Below are 24,297 nucleotides of genomic sequence, written 5' to 3' on the forward strand. Positions count from 1 at the left end.
GTTCAGTCCTCCAGAGGCACGTTGCGCGGCCGCTGAGTTAGTTGCAGCAGCGTCGCCGAGGGGCGCGCCGGCCTGTCTTAGCGCATTTCCGACAGCGCAGCCTGCCGGCGAGATCATGAACGAAAGTTGTCGGTGGATGGGGCAGGGCAGCGAGATCGACCTGGCTCGGTGCTTTGCAGCGCGAGCACTCGATCAGAAGCCAAGGATAGCCGCCGTTTATCGCCTGGTCGACGGTCGGAGACGGATCGATCGGTCTCCGTCCGCCCACATCCGCTCGTTCCAGCTTTCAGCCAGGAGCTGATCGGCTTGGCGTATCAGGACGTCCCCCTTGGCGCGCAGCTCGTCCGACTGCGCGGCCAAAATGCCTGTCATCGCCCGCGCCTCGCCGAGCTCCCTCTTCAAGGCCTTACGGTCTCCGCCAGACAGAGGCGTCGGGTGATGTTTGGGGGCCATCCGGAACGACGCCGGGCTGTGATCAACGGGACTCGAAGGCCGGCCAGCAGCCGTCTTCCTCGTGGCGGCCAGTCCGGTTCTGGCAGGTGTTGTCTAGCAACCGCTGCCCGACCTCGCTCCAGCTGGCTTGCTGCCCGTACAGGCGGATGGCGTCGGCCTTCTGGATCTCGACAATGCGCTCGCACCTGCGACAGGATACCCGCAGGACATGCTGCGGGATTTCGGAGAGGCGCTGCCCTGCGCTCGGTTGTCCCAAAGGTCTGTTGCCAACATAGGCGTCATTCAGCACGGCCTGCCAATATTCGTCCGGCATCTCGTCCTGTGGGCCGAAAGGGCGCGCGCCCCCGCCTTTACCTCCAATCGAAGCGGCGGCCAGCTTTTCCATTTGTTTCGGGGTAGGCATCCGCCAACTCGCGGGTCGATCGTTTTCGAGAAGGAGCACAATCGTCGCGAGCGAGAACGCGCGAAGGAAGAAGCCGTCCGGGAGAAGGAGCGCGAGCGACGGCAGCACGCCATCGACAAGGCACACGGCACCTTGGATGCAGCCCGACGGAAGCACGAAGAGAAAACAGCAGGCATTCGAGCCGAGCTAGAGGCTCTCGAGGACGAGTCGCGAGCCGAAGAGGCGCGTTGGGAGAAGGAGAGGACGCGACTGGAAGCTGCGTTGCGACGGGCGCGAGGGTAAGCAGCCACTGCCTGGAAGCAACCGGTGAGCGGATAACTGATGACACCGCGGTCCGTCACTTGCTCGATACGATTGATACTCTGGTGAAGTACGGTGAGCGGCGCCGCCCAATGCTCTCCAACAGCGAATAGCGCATCCAGCGCTTTCGGCGCAGCAAAGCTGTCCCTGGCCCCCTAGAGGAACCGGTCGTTCGTCATTGAGTTTTCCTCCCGGAGCGTTGATCCATGGTCAATGCGCTCGTCATTCGCCGCAATACCCAACTGGCAAAAGCCCAGAAGGCGCTTCGCGCGGCGCAATATGTTCGAATGTCCACCGATCTTCAGCGCTATTCGACCCAGAACCAGGCGGCAGCCATCGCGACCTACGCGCAGCAACGAAACCTTACCATCGTTCGGACTTATGTCGACGAAGGGCGCAGCGGAGTGAGGATCAACCGGCGGCCGGCACTCGCCGAACTCATCAAGGATGTTCAATCAGGAAACACGGATTTTGAGCACGTTCTGGTTTACGACGTCAGCCGGTGGGGACGCTTCCAGGATGTCGATGAAAGCGCGCACTATGAGTTTGTCTGCAAGCAAGGCGGCGTCAAGGTCGCTTACTGCGCTGAACAATTCGAAAACGACGGAAGCCTTCTGTAGAGCATTTTAAAGAACATCAAGCGTGTAATGGCGGCTGAGTTCAGCCGGGAGCTTGGCGTCAAGGTGCACGCCGGCCACTGCCGAATAGCGAGCCTTGGTTATCGCGTTGGTGGATCGCTCACGTTTGGGCTCGGCAGGGAGATGATCGATGAGAAGCAACGGTCGAAAGGCCACTTGGCGAAGGGTGAATGCAAGGCCCTGAAAACGGACCGTGTGCGGCTTCGGCTCGGTTCTGACGAAGAGATCGCGGTCGTCAGATGGGTATTCCAGCAGTTCGTCGTGGAGCGAAAGACCGACGTCGAAATCGCACGGCAGCTCAATCGAGCGAACATAGCCAATCACCATGGGCGTCCTTGGACCTACATCATGGTCCATTCTATTCTCAGAAATGAGAACTATATCGGCAATCTCATTTACAACCGAACGTCCCGCCGTCTCGGCCAGACGCAAGTTAACAATCCTGATCATTTGTGGATTCGGAGCCCAGGAGTGGTGTCGCCGGTGATCGACCAGGGCCTCTTTGCGCGCGCTCAGAAGATCATGGCTGAGCGGTACATCTCGATTCCGGAAGACCAGATGCTGCGCAGACTCCGCCTGACGCTCGGTCGAAAAGGAAAACTCACGACCCGCATCATTAAAAACGCGCCCGGACTCCCTTCTGTCGCATGCTACATCAAGCATTTTGGCTCACTACGACAAGCCTACGCGCTCATCGGCTATCAAGGATCCCGTGACTGCAACTGGTTTGATGAGCGAGATCATTGGTCCGAGGTTCTGTCAGACCTGGCAGGGCAGGTTGCGGAGGCGCTTAAGACCGATCTCGGGATTCGATTGAATCTCACCGATGATGGTGCAGGGCTTGCACGTCACGGACACAGGAAGATCATCTCGTTTCAGGTTGTTCGGCGAATGGCGCGGAGGACCCCAAATCATGTTGCTCTGTGGAGAGCCCACCTGAGAAAGGAACGGACCAAGCTGTGTGTTTTCTTGCGGCTGAAAGATTCCAACAAGGTGGTTCAAGACTATGTGCTGTTGCCCGCAGCAGGCACTGCGAAGCCTTATGTAACCCTTTCAGATGACGCTTTGGCCCGCCACAAGGCCGTTCGCGTCGACACTGTGAACGAACTTATTCGGAACATCAAAGCGAGATTCACATCGTCCAGCCATGCCGCGCCAGCCAAGCCAACGCGATCGAACAAGCGAAGGAAATCAAGCCTGCCCAAAACCAAGAACGTCCGCGCGCGGCACTGACGGAGCGCAGATAGAGAATTGCGCCCAAAACCTTGCCGTAATTTCTCCTGAAATCGCCATTGAGCTTCGAAATTTCGACGAGCTCGGAACCCTGGTCGGACATCGCGTTCTCCTGGAAACATTCCCAGGTGCCCCATAGAGCACTGATTTGCCCGACCGGTCAAGTGAATTTCTGATTTTCCGAATTTGAGAAGGGGACCTGCTGCCGATCCGTCTAAAATGCGGACGGGCTCGACGAACATGAGCTCGCCAATTCCTTGGTGAGGCCGCTGGCCCGGAACTAGCGCCGTGCCTTCTTGCTGACTTGCGACGATTGTAGAGTGAGCGATGGGGTGGCCTTAGCGAGATGTCCTGACGTTGTGCCTTTCCGCGCGATTTGCGATAATCACGGGTACGCAACGTCATGATGATCAAGCGCCGAATACTGATATTGATGCTTCTTCTGCTGTCAGGCGGCGCGCGAGCCGGTGATTTTGCTGGTCAAGCCAGCGTCGTTGATGGCGACACGTTGGAAGTTCATGGAAGCCGCATTCGGCTCTGGGGTGTCGATGCGCCGGAGAGCAGCCAGTTATGCCGCGGCGAGGACAGTTCGCAATATCGTTGTGGCGGGAAGGCAGCAACCGAACTTGACGCATTCATTGCCCGGCGTCCGGTTAACTGCTCGCTCGTCAACCTTGACCCATATGGCCGGGTGGTTGCGACCTGTTCGGTTGGCGGCATCGATCTCGGCGAATGGCTCGTGCGCAAGGGCCTGGCGCTCGACTGGCCCCAATACTCAAAAGGCAGATATGAGGGCGCTCAGCGCGACGCCGAACGCGACGGCCGGGGAGTCTGGAAAGGCAGCTACGTCGAGCCGTGGCTCTATCGTGCCTGCATCCGCGCAAACGGAAGGCCCTCCGACTGTTCGGACGACGCGAATGCCCATCCTTGACGAACTCCAATGCGAGGTGTCAATCCACAACGAACGATGGCCTATCCCCACAGTCGCGCCGCGCGGGTGGCTCTAGCGGTGGTTTGGGCGACTCACGCTAACCCATCAATCTCAAACCACCTCACTGCACTAAAGGAATGAAATGGTTGCTGCCACCCGTGAACTGCCGGCCTCTGGTTACGCGCTCGAAGTGGACGGTCGACTCAAAGCCGAATTTGCAACCAAGGACGGCGCAAGGGCAGGTGGAGAAGAACTCAAGAAGCGTTTTCCCATGCTTCAGATCAGGATCTATGACGCGCAGACCAATGCGCGCGAGGAAATCTAGATCTTGTGACTCAAGTCTAAGCGGATTCTTGCTAGTGCGCATGCGGCTTCCACCGCATCGGGCTCTCGTGAACCGAGCCGCTGATGCGTCTCGGCCGTCCGGCTTCGATCCCTTGCGCGATACGGTGTCGCTCGCCGGAGGCACTCGCGTTAGGGGCCGCCGGCATTGCATGCCGGCGCCGCTATCACTGCCCCGAACGCGGGTGCCTTCTTAACCGGTCTCGCGACTGCAGTCGCCTCGGTGCCCGCGGGCACTTCATGCCCGCGTCGCTATCACTGCCCCTTCGTCGGCTGCGTTTTCTCTTGCCTTCGCTGCGCTTCGGCCGAAGAGTCTCTCCGGGGGCTGGTACGTAATGCGCGGTAAGCTGGCTGTGGAGCCGTCAAGAGCAAGAGGAGAGCCGGGATTTTCGTGACGGGTTACAGGCTGCGAGAGAGGCTCGCGGCGCCCGTCGCGGAGACCCGCGATGTCCAGACTCTATCTTCGGGCGCGCACCGGTGAGGACCGGACAAGCCTGTATGACGAAATCACCAACAAGATCATCGCTGAACTCGAGGCCGGCCGAGTGCCGTGGGTGCAGCCTTGGGGCACCGCGGCGGCGAAGGCCTCTTTGGCCATGCCGAAAAGCGCCGCGACCGGCCGTCAATATAGCGGCATTAACGTTCTAATCCTCTGGGGGGCTGCCATCGAACGCGGATTCACAGGTCAGAGCTGGCTTACCTTCCGCCAGGCGCTGTCGCTCGGCGGTCACGTACGCAAGGGTGGAGCGGCACCACCGTCGTCTATGCCGACCGCTTTGTGCCAGTTGAAGAAAAGCGGCGCGCCAGCGAAAACGGTGAGGAAGCGCAGGCCATTCCATTCCTCAAGCGCTTCACGGTCTTCAACACTGATCAGTGCGACGACTTGCCTTCGGAGATCGCAACGACGGCGCCGCCTCCGCCACCAGGCCTGATCGAGCCGAAGGTTGAATACCTGATCAAGGCGACCGGGATCGACTTCCGCATTGGCGGCAATCGCGCCTTCTATTTACCGGCAGAAGATTATGTGCAGGTGCCGCCACCGCAAGCCTATTTCGAGCCCATCAATTGGCATCGGACGGCCCTGCATGAATTGGCGCATGCCAGCGGCCATGAATCGCGTCTCAACCGCGACTTGTCGGGCAGCTATGGCAGCAAGAAGTATGCCTTTGAGGAGTTGATCGCGGAGATATCGTCTGCGTTCAGTTGCGCCTCCCTCGGTATTGTGCCGACCGTGCGGCATGCCGACTATATCGGCTCCTGGATGGAAGTGCTGCGAGAAGACAATCGCGCGATTGTGCGAGCGGCTTCACAGGCCAGCAAGGTTGCGGATTATCTCCTTGGGTTCTTGCCGGAGCCCGTTGTCGGCATGACGACGGCGAGAGCGGAGCAGGAAGCGGCGTGAGCCTCGTCTCGGCCGCCGCGCGGGTAAGAGAGTTAGAGGGAGGGATTTGCTTTCCGCGACGGGTTGGAGGCCGAGAGAGGCTCTCGGCCGCCCGTCGTGGAGAATCGACATGACGAAGGCTGTCCAAAAGATCACCCTGTCGCCCTCACGCGACATTCCATTCAACAAGCTGGTGTTGAGCCAATCCAACGTCCGTCATGTGAAGGCGGGCATTTCGATCGAGCAACTCGCCGAAAGCATCGCAGCGCGTACGCTCCTGCAGAGCCTCAACGTTCGGGCCATCGTTGATGCCGATGGGAACGAGACCAGCATGTTCGAAGTGCCGGCGGGCGGCAGGCGCTATCGCGCCCTCGAACTGCTTGTGAAGCAAAAGCGCATGGCGAAAACGCAAGCTGTTCCTTGCGTCGTTCGCGACCGGGGCATTGCCGAGGATGACTCGCTCGCAGAGAACGACGAACGGGTCGGTCTGCACCCCCTCGATCAGTTCCGCGCCTTCCAGCGTCTCCACCAAGGTGGCATGAGTGAGGAAGAGATCGCTGCCAGACACTTTGTGACGCCGGCTGTCGTGAAGCAGCGACTTCGACTGGCCTCGGTCTCGAATAAGTTGCACGAGATCTATGCCGAGGACGGCATGACGCTCGAGCAACTTATGGCGTTCTCGGTGACTGCCGATCATGCTCGCCAGGAGCAAATCTGGGAGCAGGTCAGCCGTTCAGGCTACGACGAGCCGTACCAGATCCGGCGCATGTTGACCGAAGAGACGGTCCGCTCATCGGATCGCCGTGTGCCGTTTGTTGGACTGGAGGCTTACGAACAGGCCGGCGGCGGCGTCATGCGAGACCTGTTCGAGCATGACGATGGAGGATATTTGCAGGACGTTGCTTTGTTGGACCGTCTTGTCACCGACAAGCTGAAACTCAAGGCGGAAGAGATCGCCACCGAAGGCTGGAAGTGGATCTCAGTGGCCGTCGATTTCCCCTTCGACCACACCAGGGGCCTTCGAGAAATCGAGGGCAAACCTGTCGACTCTCGCCTGGAGGAGCAGGCCACCATCGACGCCCTCAACGCCGAGCAGGCCAAGCTTGAGTCCGAATACCAGGATGCGGACAAATTGCCCGACGAGGTCGATCAGCGTCTCGGCGAAATCGAGCAAGCCTTGATGGCGTTCGAAGACCGGCCGATGCTCTACGATCCGGCCGAGATCGCCCGAGCCGGTGTCTTCATCAGCATCGATTCCGAGGGACGCCTGTCGGTGGACCGGGCTTACGTTCGGCCAGAGGACGACGTGCCGGCAACCGATGCTGCTGGTGTCGGGCAGGGCGCCGATTCGTCGTCGACCGAAGGTCAAGGAGAGGGCACTTCCGTCCAGAGCACGGTGATCGCGGTCGCAGGTAGTGCTCCTGATGCCGAAGAAGATGACGATGCGGCAAGGCCATTGCCGGATCGGCTGATCACAGAGCTGACGGCGCATCGTACGCTGGCGTTGCGGGATGCGCTTGCAGAAAATCCTGCGATCGCGTTCCAGGCGGTGTTGCACAACTTCGTGCTGACGGCCTTTTACCGGTTCGCGTCGTCCGGGAGCTGTCTCGAGATCGGACTTCGCACGCCGACCTTTCCCGCTCAAGCCCCTGGACTTAGGGAGAGCGCGTCCGCGAAGGCGGTCGAGGCGCGGCATGAGTCCTGGAAAGCACGGCTTCCGAAGAGCGAGAGAGATCTGTGGGATACGCTCACAGCGCTCGATGGCAGTGCGCAAGCCTCCCTGTTCGCTCACTGTGCGTCATTTTCAGTCAATGCCGTCTATGAGCCGGCCAACCGCTACAATCAGGGCCGCGTCTCCGCTCATGGCGTCCGCACGCGGCTCGACCAGGCCGAGGTGCTGGCCCGTGCCGTCGGCCTCGACATGGTTCAGGCTGGCTGGAGACCGACCGTCGACAACTATCTCGGCCGGGTCACCAAGCCTCGCATTCTGGAGGCGGTGCGCGAAGCAAAAGGCGAGTCTTCCGCGCAACTGATCGACCATCTGAAGAAGGCCGACATGGCCAAGGACGCCGAGCGCCTTCTCGACGGTTCGGGCTGGTTGCCGGAGCCGCTGCGTCTCGCCGACGGCACCGCGGCGCCAGCGGACGAGGAAGGTGAAGCAGGCGCACTGCCAGGATTTATCGCCGACGACGAGGACCGGGACAACGCCAGCGACGATGATCCGCAACAGCTCGACGCGGCTGAGTGACATCACAGAGCGGGATGGCTCCGGCCGTCCGCAGCTTTGGGGACCGGTGCACAGCGCCGGTCCCTTTTCTTGCTGGCGAGCCCTGAGAGGTAGAGCCGGGCCGGGAAGGGTTTGAATCGCCGCGGTCTAAGGAGAGCGCCGGGCGATTCGACCCGTTCCTGCTCTCCCGAGAAATCCTGTCATGACCAGATCTCTCGCCGGCGGCGCCGCCGCCGCGCCGCTCTCGATGCGTGCCGCTGCAAGTCTCACCTCTGCCGCCGTCAGGGCCGCCCGACAGCTTCTGACCGATCTGGAACGCGGTCGTCGCATCGATGCCGCCGTTCTGCGCAGCGCCATGGAGGCGGCCTTAGGCGCCTCGGACGCGGCCGGCGTCTGGAACTGGAAGACCGCCTATGACGTCTGCGAGGCGGCAACCGTTCTATTCCTTCGCAAGTTCGGGCCGGCCATGCGCGCCAAGGCTGGCTCGACGGTCGCCATGCTGCCGATGCTCGCGAGAGTCGCGAGCTGTCTGCCGACTCATACGCGGCGCTCCGAGGACAGTCAGGCGCTTCAGCAATTTTCGACGCCGATTCCGCTTGGGCTGGCTGCATGTACCGCAGCCGGCATTACGCCTGCCGATCGCGTTCTGGAGCCCTCTGCGGGTACCGGCCTGCTCGCCGTCTTTGCCGAGCTCGCCGGCGGCGCCCTGATGCTGAACGAGTTGGCCGAGGCCCGCGCGGCGCTGCTCGATCATCTGTTCCCCAAGGTTAAGGTCACGCGGTTCGACGCCGCCCACATCGATGACCACCTCGATGCGAGTGTCGTACCGAGCGTCGTCCTGATGAATCCGCCGTTCTCGGTGGTGGCGAATGTCGATCGACGGATGGCGGACGCGACTCTCCGGCACATCGCTTCAGCACTGGCACGCCTTTGCGACGGCGGGCGTCTCGTCGCCATCACCGGCGCGAGCCTTGCGCCGGACAACCCCGCATGGACCGGAGCCTTTGTTCGCCTCCAGGAACGCGGGCGAGTGGTGTTTTCTGCCGCCATCGATGGCGCCGTTTACGCGAAGCACGGAACCCAGACGGACGCGAGGCTGCTTGTGATCGACAAGCTGCCAGCTGCAGATCCGAAGGTTTTTCTTGCTTCGCTGGGCATGGCGAGCGATGTCGCCACCTTGCTTGGCTGGGTGACGCACCATGTGCCGCCGAGGCTGCCCGTCGCCACGCCGGTCCTAGTCGACGTCATCAGACGCCCCACGACATCTCCATCAGTTGGCGCCTCTGCGCCACGCGTATCGTTCACTTCGAGCGGCGCAGCGCCGGAAGGCGTAGAGCTGGTCTACGAGACGGTCGAATGGTCGCCACCGGAAGGCGCCCGACTGACCGATGCGCTTTATGAGGAATACGGATTGCAGTCGATCCGTATTCCCGGATCGTGCGCACATCCGACCAAACTCGTGCAGTCCGCGGCGATGGCATCCGTTGCGCCACCGAAGCCGTCCTACCGTCCGCACCTGCCTTCGAGGCTGGTAGCAGATGGACTTCTGTCGGACGCCCAGCTTGAGAGCGTCATCTATGCCGGCGAAGAGCATTCTGAGTTTCTCGCTGGCTCCTGGACACTCGACGCGACCTTTGATGTCGTGGCTGCCGCGCGCGACGATGCGGAGAAGGCCGTCCGCTTTCGCCGCGGCTGGTTTTTGGGCGATGGCACCGGCGCGGGCAAGGGACGGCAGGTCGCCGGAATCCTCCTCGATAACTGGCTCAAGGGTCGCCGCCGTGCGGTCTGGATCAGTAAATCCGACAAGCTGATCGAAGATGCGCAGCGCGACTGGTCCGCGCTCGGCATGGAGCGATTGCTTGTTACGCCACTGTCTCGGTTTCGCCAGGGCACGCCGATCCGGGTTTCAGAAGGCATCCTATTTACCACCTACGCCACGCTGCGCACCGACCAGCGAGGCGGAAAGCTTTCGCGTGTCAGGCAGATCGTTGAATGGTTGGGCACCGACTTCGACGGAGTGATCGTCTTCGACGAGAGCCACGCCATGCAGAACGCTGTCGGGGGCAAGGGCGAGCGCGGCGACCAGGCGGCCTCTCAGCAGGGGCGCGCGGGCCTGAGGCTCCAGCACGCTTTGCCGAATGCTCGCGTGGTTTATGTATCGGCGACAGGCGCCACCACGGTCCACAACCTCGCTTATGCGCAACGCCTCGGCCTTTGGAGTGGCGCCGACTTCCCGTTCGCCACACGTGCCGAGTTCGTCGAAGCGATCGAGGAGGGTGGGGTCGCGGCCATGGAGGTCCTGGCCCGCGACCTCAAGGCGCTCGGTCTCTACGCGGCCCGCTCATTGTCCTACGAGGGCGTCGAGTACGACCTCGTTGAGCACCAGCTTACGCCGGAGCAGGTTCGCATCTACGACGCTTATGCCGATGCGTTCGGCATCATCCATAACAACCTCGACGCGGCGATGCGAGCTGTCAACATCACCAGCGAAACCGGAACGCTGAACGGGCAGGCAAAATCCGCGGCGCGATCCGCCTTCGAAAGTGCCAAGCAGCGCTTCTTCGGTCATCTCCTGACTTCGATGAAGACGCCCTCGCTGATCCGATCGATCGAGCGCGATCTCGACGCGGGCCATGCCGCGGTGATCCAGATCGTGTCGACGGGCGAAGCGCTGATGGAGCGCCGGCTCGCCGAAATCCCGACCGGGGAGTGGGGCGATGTCCAGGTCGACATCACCCCGCGCGAGTACGTCCTCGACTATCTCGCCCATTCCTTTCCGGTTCAGCTCTACGAGCCCTTCACCGACTCGGAGGGCAACCTCTGTTCCCGGCCTGTCTATCGCGACGGCCAGCCGGTCGAGAGCCGGGAGGCCGTCGCCCGCCGCGACCGCCTCATCGAGAAGCTCGCATCACTACCGCCGGTGCCTGGGGCGTTGGACCAGGTCGTGCAGCGCTTCGGCACCGACATGGTCGCCGAGGTAACCGGCCGCTCGCGCCGCGTCATCCGCAAGGGCGACCGGCTGGTGGTCGAAAATCGAGCCGGTTCGGCCAACCTCGCCGAGACCTCGGCCTTCATGGATGACGTCAAGCGTATCCTCGTGTTCTCCGACGCGGGCGGTACGGGAAGGAGCTACCATGCCGAACTATCGGCTCGGAATCGGCGTTTGCGGGTCCATTATTTGCTCGAGCCCGGCTGGAAAGCCGACGCCGCGATTCAGGGGCTCGGCCGGACCAACCGGACCAACCAGGCGCAGCCGCCGCTGTTCCGTCCCATCGCGACCGATGTGAAGGCCGAAAAGCGCTTTCTGAGCACCATTGCCCGCCGGCTCGACACCCTGGGGGCCATTACGCGCGGCCAGCGCCAGACCGGAGGACAGGGCCTATTCCGGCCCGAGGACAATCTCGAAAGCCAGTACGGTCGTGATGCCTTGCGTCAGCTCTACACCCTGCTCGCGCGAGGTAAGCTCGACGGCTGCTCGCTCGAAAGATTCGAGGATGCGACCGGCCTGCAGCTGACAGATGCCAATGGGCTCAGGGACGACCTGCCGCCGATCACGACCTTCTTGAACAGACTGCTGGCGCTCACCATCGACCTACAGAACGTCCTGTTCAACGCCTTTGAGCAGCTCTTGGCGGCTCGGATCGAGGGCGCGGTCGCCTCGGGCACCTACGACGTCGGACTGGAAACGCTTCGCGCCGAGAGCTTTGCCGTCACCGACCGGCGGACGATCTATGTCCATCCGGGAACCGGCGCCGAGACCGGGCTTCTCACGATCACCCAGCGCCAGCGCAACTATCCAGTGAGCCTTGATGGCGCTCTCGATCGTCTTTCTGATCGTCGTGCTGTTCTGCTGATCAATGAGCGCTCGGGACGAGCCGCCATCCAGGTGCCGGCGGCAAGCGTCATGCTCGACGACGGCGAGATCGAGCGGCGCATCCGCCTGATCCGGCCGATGGAGCAGCACACGGTCCCCTTGAACACGATGGCGGAGAGCCATTGGGTGGAAGCGGATCGTGAACGCTTCGCCGCGGCCTGGCTGGCGGAGCTTGCCGCGGTGCCCGAGTTCACGGAAAGCACAATCCACGTCGTGGCCGGCTTGCTGCTACCCATCTGGAAGCGGCTGCCGAACGAATCGACCCGCGTGTATCGGCTTCAGACCGATGCGGGCGAACGCATCATCGGCCGTAAGGTTTCTGCCGCCTGGGTCGCAAATGTCCTTGCGTCGGACGCGCCCGCGCTGGCGCCGGACGCTGCCTTTGCCGCGCTGATGGACGGACGCACCGTCCTCGACCTCGCAGAGGGGCTCCAGCTTCGCCGTGTCCGAGTGATGGGCGCATACCGCATCGAACTCTCGGGATTCAACGACACGATGCGCGATCGACTGCGGGCTTACGGCCTTTTTGGGGAGATCATCTCCTGGAAGCTGCGCATGTTCGTGCCCACGGACGCAAGCGGCGCCGAGATCCTGTCGAAGGTGCTCGATAGCTATCCCGTGGCGCGCATCGGTGAACGGGAGGTCGCGTGATGTCCCGCGACGCCTCCGAATTGGCACGCCGCCTCGCGCGCGAGGCCGAGGCGGTGTGCCGGCACTATCTCTCTCATGGAAAGCGGGCGGGGCGGTACTGGGTGGTCGGCGACGTCCACAACACCCCGGGCCGCTCGCTGTTCGTGCGACTCCAGGAATCGCCGAAGGGGCCCGCCGGCAAGTGGACCGATGCTGCGACTGGGGAACATGGCGATCTCCTCGACATTATTCGCCAGAGCCTGGGCCTTCGAGACTTCCGCGAGGTAGCCGAGGAGGCGAGGCGCTTTCTGAAGCTGCCTCGTCTTGAGCAGCAACTTGCGCCGAAACCCATTCGTTCGCTTGCGCCGGCCGGATCGCAAGGGGCGGCTCGTCGGCTCTTTGCGATGTCCAGCTCGATTGAAGGGACGGTTGTCGAGACGTATTTGCAGCGTCGCGGAATAGCCCACGTCCACCATGGTGGCAGCCTCCGCTTCCACCCACGTTGCTACTATCGGCCGGACGACCATTTGCCGACCGAAACCTGGCCGGCGATGATAGCGTGCGTCACCGATCTCGATGGACGCATCACCGGCGTGCACCGCACCTGGCTCGATCCAGGCGGCTTTGATCGGCTGTGCCAAGGCAAGGCTCCGGTCGACACCCCTCGGCGAGCCATGGGGGACCTGCTCGGCAACGCCGTTCGCTTCGGTGTAGTGGACGATGAGCTCGCCGCTGGCGAGGGAATCGAGACCATGCTGTCGCTACGTTACGCGCTGCCGACCATGCCCATGACCGCCGCGCTCTCGGCTAATCATCTCTCAGCCATGTTGCTGCCATCTGGCCTGCGCCGGCTCTATATCGCCCGCGACGCCGACGACGCTGGAGATGCCGTACAGGCGATCCTTACCCAGCGCGCGGAAGCTGCCGGCGTTGAAGCGATCGTGCTGTCGCCCCGGCTAGGTGATTTCAACGAAGATCTGCACATCTTCGGTCTCGAGGCCCTCCGAGCAGCGTTGCGGCTTCAACTGGTACCAGAGGACGTCGTCCGCTTCCTGCATTCGTCGACGGTACCTGCGGAATAGCCCGCGGCGTTCGATCGACGTTCATAGGTCGGTTATCGCGAGGCCAATGCCGGAAGAGGACGCGACCTCGGCCTTCTAGAGGGCGATCTGACGGCAAGCGGCCCGGGCCGGCAATGGCTACGTCCGGCTATTTTCCGCCGCGCGCCTGCTATAAGAAGACAAATTAGCCATCTGGAGGGCGCGCTTTGCATCGCGAAGCAAAATAGCCGGCCTTCGCCATCCTCCGCTGCCGCTTCGGCCCTTTCGGGTTCTGGCCCGTTCCGCCCGCCGCCTGAGTGATCGCCACGAAGGCCGCGATGGGCGCGGCCGATCCGGCAAAGGATCTCCTCCATGACCCACCACGACGACATCGAACCGCCGCAGGCCTCTTCTCCAACGGATCACGTTCTCCCCGAATTGCAACTCTTCGGCTACCGCCCCTTCGACGACCAGCCCGATCCACGGCCGCTTCCCGAGGGCAAGATCATCGCCGTAGCCGTCGCCGACATCTTTGATGCACTGGTCGCAACATTGAGCGACACACGGCTCGAGCCAGACCTTGACGATCTGCTCTGGTCGACCGTCAACCTGTTCCATCGTGCCGTCGACCGCATCGAACGCCAACTCGACGACAACGAACAGGCGCAACGGAAGAGCCAGCGCGAGCAGAATGGCTCCGAAGTACGATCGGTCGAACTCGAGCGTCTGACGGCGGAAGGCATCACGCTGATCGAACGCCGAAACTGCCTGGAAGTCTTCCGCGATCAGGCCATCGAGCGCTTCGAGACTCACACCGGCTCGTCCTGGCGCCCCCGATCGGGATCACTGGTGAACCACCGCACGCTAACCGCAGCGATGATCGACTCCCGCGACTTCATTGCGGCCAAGCGTCGCGCCGAGACCGAGGTCATGTTGCCGCCGGGGCCAAAGATCGCACTCACCGGCGGGCTCGATTTCAACGACCACCACCTCATCTGGGATCGCCTCGACAAGGTCTACGCCAAGCATCCCGACATGGTCCTGCTCCACGGTGGCTCTCCGAAAGGCGCCGAACTGATCGCCTCCAAGTGGGCGACAAATCGCAAAGTGCCGCAGATCGCCTTCAAGCCCGACTGGACGAAACATGCCAAGGCGGCGCCATTCAAGCGCAACGATGCCATGCTCGAACTCCTGCCCATCGGCGTCATGCACTTCCCGGGCACGGGAATCCAGGACAACCTCGCCGACAAGGCGAAGCGGCTCGGCATTCCCGTCTGGAGGTTCGGCGGCGCGTGAGCGCCGTCTTCTCGCTTCAAAGCCATCAGGGCGGAGTTGCATACGCCGCAACTCCGCCTCGTTTCGATTTTATGTCTGAATTGCGCCGTGGTGGTGGTGGAAGGCGCGACTGGTAGATCTATGGAGCCACCACCATGCTTGCCCTTGGGCTTGTTCTCAACACACTCGGTATCGGTTTGTTCTGCTGGGCGATCTTCGCGCTCGCAGTGTATGCCCTGCCGTTTTTTGTTGCACTGAGTCTCGGAATGACGGCGCTTCGGAGCGGCGTCGGCGTCGTCGGCGCGCTGCTTATCGGAACGGCCGGTGGTGCGCTGACACTTGTCCTCGGTCAGACCGCCGTCGCCATTACTCGGTCCTTGACCTTGCGCATCGCGATCGCGATCGCATTCGCTGTTCCGGCGGCGGTTGCTGGCTATCATCTCGTATTCGCCCTGTCTCAGATCGGGGTATCTTCGATGGCTTGGCGTGAGGCCTTCGCTTGCCTCGGCGCGATTTGCGTTGCCGGCACGGCTTGGACGCGCTTGACCGTTTTTGCGGAGGCCCGCCCGTTCAGTTCGGTTGAGGCGGTGGAGAAGCCGTCTCAACCAATTCTTACGGCCGCCACGCGCGAGGGATGACCGTTCACCGCCTTCGCCGTCGAACAGGTTCGCGTAGATCGGCCTGTTGAACGATGGATGATCGGGACCTGAGTGGGAAGGGCGCAATCCTCCTCGGAATGCCCTGACCAAGCCGCACCATTTCCGGTTCGACCACATAACTGCGGCGGAGCGGCGTTGTCTCGATCGTTCCTTCGGCGGCGATGCCGCCTTTTGCAGCAGATTGTTTCTCTTTCTGCGCCAAATCGTTTCGACCCCTTGTTCGGCACAACCGAGACACGCCACGTCTTCTCCTAAGATTGCGGTTCAGCACGCGGACGCACGTGGCCTCATTGATGGCTTGATCAGGCCAAAGACCGGCTTCGCCTCGATCGTCTGAGCCGCAACGCCGTTGATGCGACTTTCTTCCCCTGGGCTGCGCCCATTCCTCGCGAGGCAAGAAAGTCGCCACAACGGCGTCCTCCGCTGCGCTACGGCCCGCAAGCGGGGTGCGTCGCCGATCGTCCTCGGCCTTTAGATCGCCATCGAGGCCGCGGTGGTCGCGGGCTCGAAACACAACAGGTGAAGTGACATGGCTAACATCGGTTCTTTCAAGAAGGTCGGCAACGATTTCCAGGGCGAGATCATCACCCTCAGCTTGCAGGCCAAAGGCGTCCGCATCGTCGCCGAGACCAACCGGTCGAACGACAACGCCCCCAGCCACCGCATCTACGTCGGCCGCGCGGATTATGCCTAGCGCCGGATTATGCGGAGTCGTTGGCTGGTAGCCGCGGTTTTCCCGGGCTTTTGTGGCTGCACCGCTCCGCATAATCCCGTGGAGAGAAGCCGCGGCGCCTCGCACGAGGTGAGGCGCCGCAGCGGCGCGGGTCAGCGCGACCAGACCAGCGCGTAGCCGTCGTCGACCGCGACGAGGTTGGCATAGATCGGCGCCGGGAAGGACGGGTCGTCGAGCTTGACCGAGTGGTAGACGGTGTTGTCCTTGGAGGTCCGCTGCCACGCGGCACCTATCTCGACATTACCGACCACCACGCGCAAGTTCGGAGCCTTCTCGTTCTCGGAGGGTTCGGCAGGAAGGAAGCGCGCCTTGAAGTTGAGCGAGAGCGTCTTGATGGTGCCGGTGTAGGAGCCGTCTTCGGCGCGGGTGAAGGTGCCAATCTGAGCCATGGTGATCTCCTGTTGCTGTTCCCAAGCCCGCGACCATCGCGGCCTTGATGGCGATCTCTGAGCGCCGCAACGACCGGCCCGCAGCCTCTGGCCCGCAGCGCAGCGGAGGATGGCGGGCGGAGCGATCTTGTTGCCTCGCGAGGAATGCCGCCGCTTGGCGGCAGGGGAAGAAGATCGCGAACAAGCCATTGCGGGTAAAGGTCGGCGAGCGCAGTGAGCGTATTGTGGCGCGTGATCCGCCAGCAAAAGGCCGGTATGGACGTGGGCCAAACAGCCCGACAGGAGAGTAACGGCTCAAAGGCTTCACCACCGCCGCGACGGCGCCACCATCACGGCAAGCGCGATTGAGCCACAGCGCTTTGCTTCGCCGATCCCAACCCAATGGAGAGGCGCTCGATTGCTCGTGCGGCACGGCGCGGTGATGCCGCGACGTCACAGCGCATCAAAGGTATTTCGTCGTAACGATCGGCTGCCCGACGTCTCTCACCCTGAAGGCAGCGGTGCTTTCTCCAACAGCGAGGCAATCAGCGCGTCTGGTGCCTTGAACCGTCCACGGCGCAGCGCCGGCGGAATGACCGCTTCCACCGCCTCCAGCTTTTCAGAGGGATCCATGCGCAGATAAATCTCCGTGGTGCGGATATCGGCGTGGCCAAGCCAGAGCGCGACCTTGCGGATGTCGCGTGTGGCCTGCAACATCAGGACCGCACAACTGTGCCGCAGAAGATGTGGCGATAGCGTGCGGCCGCTCAGGGTCGGGCATCGAGCCGCGGCGGCCTTTGCGTGCTTTTCGAGGATATACTCAAAGCCGGCGCGGGTCATTGCCATCCCTTGGGCGTTGACGAACAGCTCGGTCGCTGGCGGCTTTCCTCGCACTGATAGCCAAGCGCGCAGGTCGCGAGCGGTTTCCTTCCATAGCGGAAGGCTGCGTTCGCGCCGGCCCTTGCCGAACACCAGGATGCTTGGCCTCGGTTGCAGCGTGACGTTCTCCAGGGTGAGGCCGATCAACTCGGAGACGCGCAGGCCGCCGGCGAAGCACAAATGCAACATCGCCCGATCCCGTAGTCCGAGGCGTGTCGTCGCGTCGGGCGCATTGAGCACGGCGCGGATCTCGTCCATGGTCAGATGGCGGATGAGCTTCTGGTCGTGACGCTTGCCTGGGATCGCACTGATCTGGGCGACCTGCTCCAAGGCGCCGGGATGCCGCAGCTCGACGTAGCGCATGAACGACTTGATTGCGGCGAGCCGCAGGTTGCGAGTCGCCGGACTATTGCCGCGATCATGTTCGATGTGATGCAAGAACGCGACCACCATGTCTGCATCGATCTGCTCGAGCTGGATCAGAGAGGGGCGCGTGTGCAGGCGCTGGGCGGCGAAGGCGAACAACAGCTGGAAGCTGTACGCATAGGTCTCGCAGGAGTGCGGACTGTAGCCGCGCTGCTGCGGCATGTGCTCGCGCATGAAGCTGGTGATGAGCGGGGCGATCGGCGTCATGCGACTTCCCCGGCGATCAGCGCCTCGGCAGCACCCGCTATATCGGCCATGAGGTCCGGGGTGGCTCCCAGATACCAGTAGGTATGCCGGATGTCTGCATGACCGAGATAAGTGGCGAGAGCGACGAAGTCGCGCGCAACGTCATCACGACGCGTCGCGCATTGCTCCAGCACGCGCGTCGCGAAGGTGTGGCGCAGATCATGGATACGCGGACGTCGCGACCGATTCTGACCGACTTCAGCCTTGCGCAGGATCACATTGAAGTTGCTCTGGGCGGTCCGAAGCGACATCGGCTTGGCATCCACGGACAGGAACACATGGTCATCCATCCCGGCGAACCGCCGCCGTATCGCAAGATAGGCCTGCAGCGCCTCGACCACGCTGAGGTGCATTGGCACGAGCCGGCTCTTGTTGAACTTGGTCAGGCGGATGTGCAGCACGCCGTCGGGCAGCAGATCGTCTAACCTCAGGTTCAGAGCCTCGGAGATCCGCAGACCCGTCGACGCCAGCAGCCCGATCAGCATCACATAGATGTGGCGCCTGAGCGGGCTGGGCTTCTGGCGCCGCAGATTGCCCGCAGCGTCGAGCATGCGCGCCAGTTCCTCTGGCGTGTAGATATAAGGCGCGGGACGTGTTGCAGGGCTGCGGGGATGATGCGGCACTTCATGCTCGCGATCCTCCGCGTAGAGGAAGCGGGCAAAGAGCGCGATCTCCTGAAGCCGCCGCTGGTGACTGCGCGGGGTCGACGAGACGGCCGCCGCCCAGGCGATCGCGGTCTCGCGGCGAACGTGAGTATCTCCCCGGTCGACCGCATAACGCGCGAACGCGGTGAGGTGTCGGGCCGTCTTTGCGAGCTTGAAGCCGAGCGAGCGGCGCAGCTCGATGTAGCGATCAACATCATCGATCAGCATGGCGACCTCCCCGGCCAGGGCTGCGCGATGGCCGCCAGCAGCGCGATATCGACCTTGGCGTAATGCGCCGTCATTGCTTGCGATCGGTGGCGCAACACCGTGCTCACGCCTGGCAGGCTGACGCCGTGGCGGAGCATCGCCGTAGCCGCCGAGTGGCGCAGGATATGCGCACCCTTGTAACGGCTCTCGACGCCCGCGCGCTTGAGCGCACGCTTGACCAGGCATTTGACCGTGATGCGGTCGATTGGCCGCAGCGGCGCATATTCGGTGATGAACAGGGACGGTATGGCCAGTGCCGGCCGTCCGCGTTCTATGTAGGCGAGCAGCGCATCGCCGATCTCCTGGGTAAGCGGCAGCAGTTCCTCGCGCCGGCTTTTGCCGCACAGGCGGATGGTACCCTGCCGCCAGTCGATATCGTCGAAGCTGAGCCGCGCCACCTCGCTCGCCCGAAGCCCAAGCCGGACCAAGAGCAGGATGATGGCCCGATCGCGCAGGCGACGCTCCCCGTCGCACGCACCGATGATCCGTGCGATATCGGCATCAGGCAGGAACCGGGGGATTGATGCCAGCCGCCATCCCGCAACATTCGGCATGGCGTGGTCGAGCCCAGCCGGACATCGTCCTGTCGCGATCAGGAAGCGCAGGAATGCGCGGATGCCGACCGATATGCCCTTCATGCGCTCGACCGATACGGCTTTCGCACGTTCGATCATGTATGCTCGGATCGTCACGGCGTCGTAGGCCGTCGGGATATCCCCCAGCGCATCGACAAAGCGAGTGATCGTCCCGAGATACGTGGCCAGCGTCGTTTCAGCCAGGCCGCGCTGCTCGCGGGCCCAAGCCGCAAATTCGAGAACCAGTGGCGCCGCCGATTTGGTCGGTAATCGCGTCAACACCCCTTGATCCTCAAGGTAGGCGATGAACAGCTTGGCGCACTCGACCGCGTCCTTGTTGAGGTCGCCGCGGAAGCGCGGCCGATGTCCCGCTTCGATCAAGGAGAACGAGGCCGCGTGCGCCTCACGGATTGCAGCCAGCGTGTAACCTTCCCCGCGCGCCCAGTGCGTCCAACTCGCAAGCAGCCGCATCCTCTCGACGATGGTAAGTGGCGTATATCGGCGCTCACGGAGCCATCGAGTAAAGTCGACCGCGTGGTCTGCGGCCATTCCCGCCTTCAATCGGTCCCAGACCGCGTTCTGACGGACATAAACACCTGTCGGCATGTCGCCCCCTTCTGGATGTTGAGGCAGGACTATGGTCGAGGTGGTTGTCGTTCGGAACGTCAGTCAGCGGTTGTGCCGGGCATACTCGGCCACACGCTACCCTACTGGAGCGTGATGGTTCTCCGGTCGTGCTGTGATGCCCTGCGACCGACGGGCCTTGCTGGGCGGATCTGCCCCGAGATGCGGTCTGCGACCCGGCCTGTTCCCCGCAACAGCGTGTCGGCGATCTTCTTCCCCGCGGCTGCGCCGCTCCTCGCGCAGCAACAAGATCGCCGCACGCCGTCCTCCGCATGCGCTGCGGCCTGACGGTGCGGGTCGGCCGTCCCGGGGCTCTCGATCGCCACAAGGCCGCGATGGTCGCGGGCTTGAACACAGCACAGGAGATCCACCATGTCCCAGATCGGTTCGTTCACCCGCAGCAACGATGGCACCTATACCGGCACCATCAAGACGCTCGCGATCGATGCCAAGGCGCGCCTCGTCCCCAGCGATCCCGCCTCCACCAGCGAGAAGGCGCCAGACCTGCGCGTGATCGTCTCAGGTGTCGAGATCGGTGCCGCCTGGCGCCGGACTTCGAAGGACGACCGCACTTACCACTCAGTCAAGCTCGACGATCCGTCCTTCACCGCGCCCATCTACGCCAACCTCTTCGAAGGCGACAATGGCGAGTTTGCACTGATCTGGTCGCGCTGACCTACACCGCGGCGTCTCGCAACATCGCGGGACGCCGCGGACAGAGCCCTCGTTATTATGCGGAGCGGCACAGCCACAAAAGCCCGGGAAAACCGCGGCTACCAGCCAACGACTCCGCATAATCCCGCGCTACGCATAATCGGTGTTATGCGGTGCACCGCATAAGGCCGAGATCGGGGCGGCCTGGTCGAAGCGCTCCGAGGAGGGTCGCGACTACCTCTCGCTCAAGCTCGACGATCCGTCGTTCAACGCGCCGATCTACGCGAACTTGTTCGATGACGAGAGCGGGGAAGGCTACACTCTGCTCTGGTCGCGGCCGCGGAAAAACGGCGAGTGAGACTCTCCTCCGCCAAGCCCTGCCCGACCTGTTCGGGCGGGGCTTTTCTTTACAACCGCGCAATATGGCTCCCCAACGGCGCCAATTAGATCCGCGCCTGAACTAGGCTCCTCATTCCTTTTGCTGGGCCTTGCGCGATCTCTACAGGATTCTCATCAGGCAAAAAATGTTATCGACGTGGCTGACACCTCGCGTGAGCAGTGCTATTTCTTCTTGCGACGCGGGCGCCCCGGCTTGCGACCTTTGGGCAAAGGCTTGGGCGTCGTTGCTCCTTTGGGCGGCTGAACGAACAACTCGGATAAATGAACATCCAGCGTACCGGCGATTCGATCGAGAAGGTCAATTGTCGGGTTCTCCGATTGCCGCTCAAGACCACTCATGTATGAACGGTCAATCCCGGCATCGTACGCCAATTGCTCTTGCGGAATGCCGCGATCCACGCGGATCCGGCGCACATTCCAGGCCACAAGCGCACGAGCTTTCATGCGTCAAAGCAGCCATTTGGTAGGCCATCAAACCACTGGCTATAGCCTTAGTATTTCGGTAAGTTCGTCTCGAATGCAGTCGACGAAGTCCGCGCGTAGGCTTACATGAAACAGCCGGCGTTAGATCCAGATGTTGCGGACGTGGCGCCGAATGAGTCGGTGCTGACAACCTATGACGAACAGCATTTGGTGACCTATTGGCGGCTTCTCGATGCCGAAGCCGCTGGCGCCGACTGGAAAGAAGTGGCTCGAATCGTGCTGCACATCGATCCGGATCGCGAGCCGGTGCGCGCCCGCAAGGCATTTGACAGTCACTTGGCACGAGCAAGATGGATGGCAGACCACGGCTACCGCGACTTACTTCGCGGTGGTACGACCGAGTAGCGAAGAAAACTATCGTTCGCATTTCGTAATTAGAACAGAATTCTCCCGCCGACGGCGTGATCGCCTGTAGGCATCACGCAATGCACAATTGCTGACTTCCCCAAAACTCCAGGCTTCATAGAGATAGGCCGTAATCGTTGTACGGCAGGGGATCAGAGTAGTGTCTGAGATCGACTGGCGCTCACCGGAGGCGTATCGGCAAGCCATTGAATCAGGGGAGATGGCAGATTTCGCTTGGGAGTCACTCCGGCGGAGTACGAATTATCGAATGGCTTACCGCAACGCTCGATCGAAAGGCGGGCGGGTGACGTCCGAATTCAGAAGGAGATGGGGCGTCTGCTTTCGCTCATGACCCGCAGGGGTCCTTCTACGAACAAACGATCTTCTGGGCACCCGAGGCCTTGCCCACCGTGCTGCCGATCGTTCGGAACGTGTCGGCCGCGCAAGGCGTCGGCGCGATGCTACCGCTTGCCGAGCTTGCATCGGGCAGCATCAAACAGGCATCGGACGGCTGGCATGCCGTGTTGCGCATTCAGGAGCGCAACATCACCTCTGGCTGAAAGAGGCTCCGCAGCTGGGTATCTCTTATGCCGCCGAATTACCGCTCGATCCAGATTTTGAGATCCGCGCGCATGCCTCACATCGGCTGTGGCGAGCCATCAACGGTCGTCCGTCAGGACCGCCCTTCCATCAGCTTTCGGCACAGCGGCGCGAACGGTTGGCCTTGGCGCTGCGAGCGCTCGATGGTCACATAGATGGCGCCTCCTATCGCGTGATCGCCGAGGTGCTGTTCGGCCGAAAACGCATCCCGGAAAGCGCCTGGAAGACTCACGAATTGCGCAGCCGCACCATCCGCCTGGTGCAGGCTGGCTTAGCCTTGATGGGTGGCGGCTATCGCGCCTTGCTTCGTCCACCATCTCGCAAGGATTAGGGCAGGGGTGCCGAAAATCGCCCCCGCATCTTCGGCATCCCTCTAAGCCTTTCTACTCCGCCATCGTGACCGTCAACGCACGACCCAACGCGGTCGCGCTCGAAACGATCACGGAGCCACACAAATGCCCGATCCGAACGCCGGCTTGCCGCAGCGATATCTGCGGACGCCAGAAGCTGCTCGATTTCTCAGTCTGTCCGGGCGGACCCTGGAAAAGCACCGAACCTACGGCACGGGTCCCGCCTATCGGAAGCTCGGGGGACGCGTCGTCTATGCGCTGGAAGACCTGAAAGCCTGGGCCGATCGCGGCGCCAAGACTTCGACCTCGGATCCCGGTGCAGGCACCGTGCTGCCGGCTAAGCGGCATGCGCCCATACCGTATGCCGGCCGGCCGCGTCGCTGAACGTCGCTAGGGATTATCTCGATGCGACGCAGACACATCTCTGAACGGGAACAGCTAAGTCTCTTCCAGGCGCTGTCTGGCGATCTCGCGCCACGCGATGCGCAGGATTTGATGGCCTATCCGTTCTTCTCCCTCGCTAAATCCAGGCGAGTCGTTCCCATCGACTTCCGCGCCGGCAAAGTTGCCATTCGCGTCGAAGCCGTGCCGGAGCATGGCATGGCTACCATCTGGGACGCTGACGTCTTGATCTGGGCGGCGTCGCAGATTGTCGGGGCCCGCGACGGCGGATTGAAGACCTCCCGCCTGATGGCGGCAACGCCGTATGAGATTCTGACATTCGTTGGTCGCGGCACCAGCGTTCGGGACTACGACCGTCTCAAGGCCGCACTCGACCGGCTGCAATCGACCACTGTCATGACGTCGATCCGTCAATCCACCGATCGGCGGCGGCACCGATTCTCCTGGATCAATGAATGGAAAGAGACAGCCGACGTGCACGGCCGGCCCCGCGGATTGGAGCTGATTCTGCCGGACTGGTTCTATGCTGGTGTGCTGGATGACGCGCTCGTGCTCACCATCGACCGGGCGTATTTCGACCTGACGGGTGGCCTCGAACGCTGGCTTTATCGCGTTGTTCGCAAGCACGGCGGCAGCCAGAAGGGTGGCTGGAGCTTCGACTTTGCTCATCTCCACGCCAAATCCGGCAGCCTCTCGCCGCTCAAACATTTTGCCTATGATCTGCGCGAGATCGTCCGCCGTCAGACATTGCCGGGCTACCAACTCGTCATTGAGCGCGGCTTGCGCGGCGACGAGCGTCTGGCCTTTACGCCGATTGCCGTCGATCCTATTGCGGCGCGTCTGCGCAAGCGCGGTCTGAATGTTCGCCCGGGGGAAAACCTGTGAATCAGTTCGTGCTATTGGGGACGACAACCGA

Annotated in this window: 23 protein-coding genes and 4 pseudogenes; 19 read left to right on the plus strand and 8 right to left on the minus strand. The window is 62.4% G+C overall.

Annotated elements, in window-relative coordinates; translation table 11 throughout:
* Positions 1-2 precede the first annotated feature (2 nt).
* Both ACFXS9_RS42805 and ACFXS9_RS42810 read right to left on the minus strand, forming a co-directional pair.
* Positions 3-453: pseudogene (locus ACFXS9_RS42805) on the minus strand (hypothetical protein).
* A 22-nt stretch (positions 454-475) separates the two neighbouring features.
* Positions 476-982: a hypothetical protein gene (locus ACFXS9_RS42810; protein WP_392699650.1), complete on the minus strand. Its 507-nt coding sequence runs from the start codon at positions 980-982 to the stop codon at positions 476-478.
* Between the two features lie 380 nt (positions 983-1,362).
* Between ACFXS9_RS42810 and ACFXS9_RS42815 the strand changes: the two genes are divergently transcribed.
* The 10 genes and pseudogenes from ACFXS9_RS42815 (at position 1,363) to ACFXS9_RS42860 (ending at position 15,365) form a co-directional block, all read left to right on the plus strand.
* Complete coding sequence (locus ACFXS9_RS42815; RefSeq protein WP_392699651.1) at positions 1,363-1,776, plus strand: recombinase family protein; 414 nt, start codon at positions 1,363-1,365, stop codon at positions 1,774-1,776.
* 27 nt (positions 1,777-1,803) lie between these two features.
* Positions 1,804-3,027, plus strand: coding sequence for a recombinase family protein (locus ACFXS9_RS42820; RefSeq protein ID WP_392699653.1), 1,224 nt, complete (start codon positions 1,804-1,806; stop codon positions 3,025-3,027).
* A 406-nt stretch (positions 3,028-3,433) separates the two neighbouring features.
* Positions 3,434-3,958, plus strand: coding sequence for a thermonuclease family protein (locus tag ACFXS9_RS42825; protein WP_392700318.1), 525 nt, complete (start codon positions 3,434-3,436; stop codon positions 3,956-3,958).
* 142 nt (positions 3,959-4,100) lie between these two features.
* Positions 4,101-4,283, plus strand: a complete 183-nt coding sequence (locus ACFXS9_RS42830) for a hypothetical protein (RefSeq protein WP_392699655.1) — start codon at positions 4,101-4,103, stop codon at positions 4,281-4,283.
* A gap of 463 nt (positions 4,284-4,746) precedes the next feature.
* Positions 4,747-5,702 (plus strand): annotated as a pseudogene (locus tag ACFXS9_RS42835) (ArdC family protein).
* Between the two features lie 109 nt (positions 5,703-5,811).
* The gene (locus tag ACFXS9_RS42840; protein ID WP_392699657.1) at positions 5,812-7,929 is read left to right on the plus strand and encodes a ParB/RepB/Spo0J family partition protein; all 2,118 of its coding nucleotides are present in this window, start codon (positions 5,812-5,814) and stop codon (positions 7,927-7,929) included.
* A gap of 181 nt (positions 7,930-8,110) precedes the next feature.
* A complete protein-coding gene (locus tag ACFXS9_RS42845; RefSeq protein ID WP_392699659.1) occupies positions 8,111-12,433 on the plus strand; it encodes a strawberry notch-like NTP hydrolase domain-containing protein in 4,323 nt (1,440 codons plus the stop codon).
* Positions 12,433-13,494 carry a toprim domain-containing protein gene (locus ACFXS9_RS42850; protein ID WP_392699661.1) on the plus strand — a complete coding sequence of 354 codons (1,062 nt, stop codon included), beginning with the start codon at positions 12,433-12,435 and terminating at the stop codon, positions 13,492-13,494. The genes ACFXS9_RS42845 and ACFXS9_RS42850 overlap by 1 nt, the downstream gene beginning before the upstream one ends.
* A 330-nt stretch (positions 13,495-13,824) precedes the next feature.
* Positions 13,825-14,748 (plus strand): DUF2493 domain-containing protein, encoded by a 924-nt coding sequence (locus ACFXS9_RS42855; protein ID WP_392699663.1) that lies wholly within the window; start codon positions 13,825-13,827, stop codon positions 14,746-14,748.
* A gap of 134 nt (positions 14,749-14,882) precedes the next feature.
* Positions 14,883-15,365: a hypothetical protein gene (locus ACFXS9_RS42860; RefSeq protein ID WP_392699665.1), complete on the plus strand. Its 483-nt coding sequence runs from the start codon at positions 14,883-14,885 to the stop codon at positions 15,363-15,365.
* 4 nt (positions 15,366-15,369) lie between these two features.
* On the opposite strand, the gene ACFXS9_RS42865 is transcribed toward ACFXS9_RS42860, so the two are convergent.
* Positions 15,370-15,588, minus strand: coding sequence for a hypothetical protein (locus ACFXS9_RS42865; protein ID WP_392699667.1), 219 nt, complete (start codon positions 15,586-15,588; stop codon positions 15,370-15,372).
* Between the two features lie 327 nt (positions 15,589-15,915).
* Here ACFXS9_RS42865 and ACFXS9_RS42870 point away from each other — a divergent pair.
* Positions 15,916-16,071, plus strand: a pseudogene (locus tag ACFXS9_RS42870) (DUF736 family protein); the annotation flags it as partial.
* A gap of 140 nt (positions 16,072-16,211) precedes the next feature.
* Here the strand turns inward: ACFXS9_RS42870 and ACFXS9_RS42875 are convergent.
* From ACFXS9_RS42875 to ACFXS9_RS42890, 4 genes are all read right to left on the minus strand, one after another.
* Positions 16,212-16,508 carry a DUF736 domain-containing protein gene (locus tag ACFXS9_RS42875; protein WP_275200839.1) on the minus strand — a complete coding sequence of 99 codons (297 nt, stop codon included), beginning with the start codon at positions 16,506-16,508 and terminating at the stop codon, positions 16,212-16,214.
* A gap of 483 nt (positions 16,509-16,991) precedes the next feature.
* Positions 16,992-17,999, minus strand: a complete 1,008-nt coding sequence (locus tag ACFXS9_RS42880) for a tyrosine-type recombinase/integrase (RefSeq protein WP_392684163.1) — start codon at positions 17,997-17,999, stop codon at positions 16,992-16,994.
* Positions 17,996-18,910 carry a tyrosine-type recombinase/integrase gene (locus ACFXS9_RS42885; RefSeq protein WP_392684166.1) on the minus strand — a complete coding sequence of 305 codons (915 nt, stop codon included), beginning with the start codon at positions 18,908-18,910 and terminating at the stop codon, positions 17,996-17,998. Before ACFXS9_RS42885 ends, ACFXS9_RS42880 begins: the two co-directional genes overlap by 4 nt.
* Positions 18,904-20,130, minus strand: coding sequence for a tyrosine-type recombinase/integrase (locus tag ACFXS9_RS42890; RefSeq protein ID WP_392684169.1), 1,227 nt, complete (start codon positions 20,128-20,130; stop codon positions 18,904-18,906). Before ACFXS9_RS42890 ends, ACFXS9_RS42885 begins: the two co-directional genes overlap by 7 nt.
* Before the next feature lie 390 nt (positions 20,131-20,520).
* Between ACFXS9_RS42890 and ACFXS9_RS42895 the strand changes: the two genes are divergently transcribed.
* Together ACFXS9_RS42895 and ACFXS9_RS42900 are read left to right on the plus strand one after the other, a co-directional pair.
* On the plus strand, positions 20,521-20,823 hold the full coding sequence (locus ACFXS9_RS42895; RefSeq protein ID WP_392684172.1) for a DUF736 domain-containing protein: 303 nt from the start codon (positions 20,521-20,523) through the stop codon (positions 20,821-20,823).
* Between the two features lie 163 nt (positions 20,824-20,986).
* Positions 20,987-21,160, plus strand: a pseudogene (locus ACFXS9_RS42900) (DUF736 domain-containing protein); the annotation flags it as partial.
* Between the two features lie 203 nt (positions 21,161-21,363).
* On the opposite strand, the gene ACFXS9_RS42905 reads toward ACFXS9_RS42900, so the two are convergent.
* Positions 21,364-21,645, minus strand: a complete 282-nt coding sequence (locus ACFXS9_RS42905; RefSeq protein ID WP_392699669.1) for a helix-turn-helix domain-containing protein — start codon at positions 21,643-21,645, stop codon at positions 21,364-21,366.
* A gap of 105 nt (positions 21,646-21,750) precedes the next feature.
* Between ACFXS9_RS42905 and ACFXS9_RS42910 the strand changes: the two genes are divergently transcribed.
* The 6 genes from ACFXS9_RS42910 to ACFXS9_RS42935 all read left to right on the plus strand — a co-directional run bounded on the left by ACFXS9_RS42910 (position 21,751) and on the right by ACFXS9_RS42935 (position 24,266).
* The gene (locus ACFXS9_RS42910) at positions 21,751-22,029 is read left to right on the plus strand and encodes a DNA -binding domain-containing protein (protein ID WP_392699671.1); all 279 of its coding nucleotides are present in this window, start codon (positions 21,751-21,753) and stop codon (positions 22,027-22,029) included.
* A 220-nt stretch (positions 22,030-22,249) separates the two neighbouring features.
* The gene (locus ACFXS9_RS42915) at positions 22,250-22,381 is read left to right on the plus strand and encodes a transcriptional regulator domain-containing protein (protein ID WP_392700319.1); all 132 of its coding nucleotides are present in this window, start codon (positions 22,250-22,252) and stop codon (positions 22,379-22,381) included.
* 49 nt (positions 22,382-22,430) lie between these two features.
* Positions 22,431-22,589 carry a hypothetical protein gene (locus tag ACFXS9_RS42920; protein WP_392699673.1) on the plus strand — a complete coding sequence of 53 codons (159 nt, stop codon included), beginning with the start codon at positions 22,431-22,433 and terminating at the stop codon, positions 22,587-22,589.
* Between the two features lie 98 nt (positions 22,590-22,687).
* Positions 22,688-22,960, plus strand: a complete 273-nt coding sequence (locus ACFXS9_RS42925; protein ID WP_392700321.1) for a DUF2285 domain-containing protein — start codon at positions 22,688-22,690, stop codon at positions 22,958-22,960.
* A gap of 124 nt (positions 22,961-23,084) precedes the next feature.
* On the plus strand, positions 23,085-23,363 hold the full coding sequence (locus tag ACFXS9_RS42930; protein ID WP_057837518.1) for an AlpA family transcriptional regulator: 279 nt from the start codon (positions 23,085-23,087) through the stop codon (positions 23,361-23,363).
* 21 nt (positions 23,364-23,384) lie between these two features.
* On the plus strand, positions 23,385-24,266 hold the full coding sequence (locus ACFXS9_RS42935) for a replication initiator protein A (RefSeq protein ID WP_392699675.1): 882 nt from the start codon (positions 23,385-23,387) through the stop codon (positions 24,264-24,266).
* Positions 24,267-24,297: the final 31 nt, after the last annotated feature.

This window comes from Bradyrhizobium sp. RDI18, assembly GCF_043203335.1.
Classification (GTDB): domain Bacteria; phylum Pseudomonadota; class Alphaproteobacteria; order Rhizobiales; family Xanthobacteraceae; genus Bradyrhizobium; species Bradyrhizobium retamae.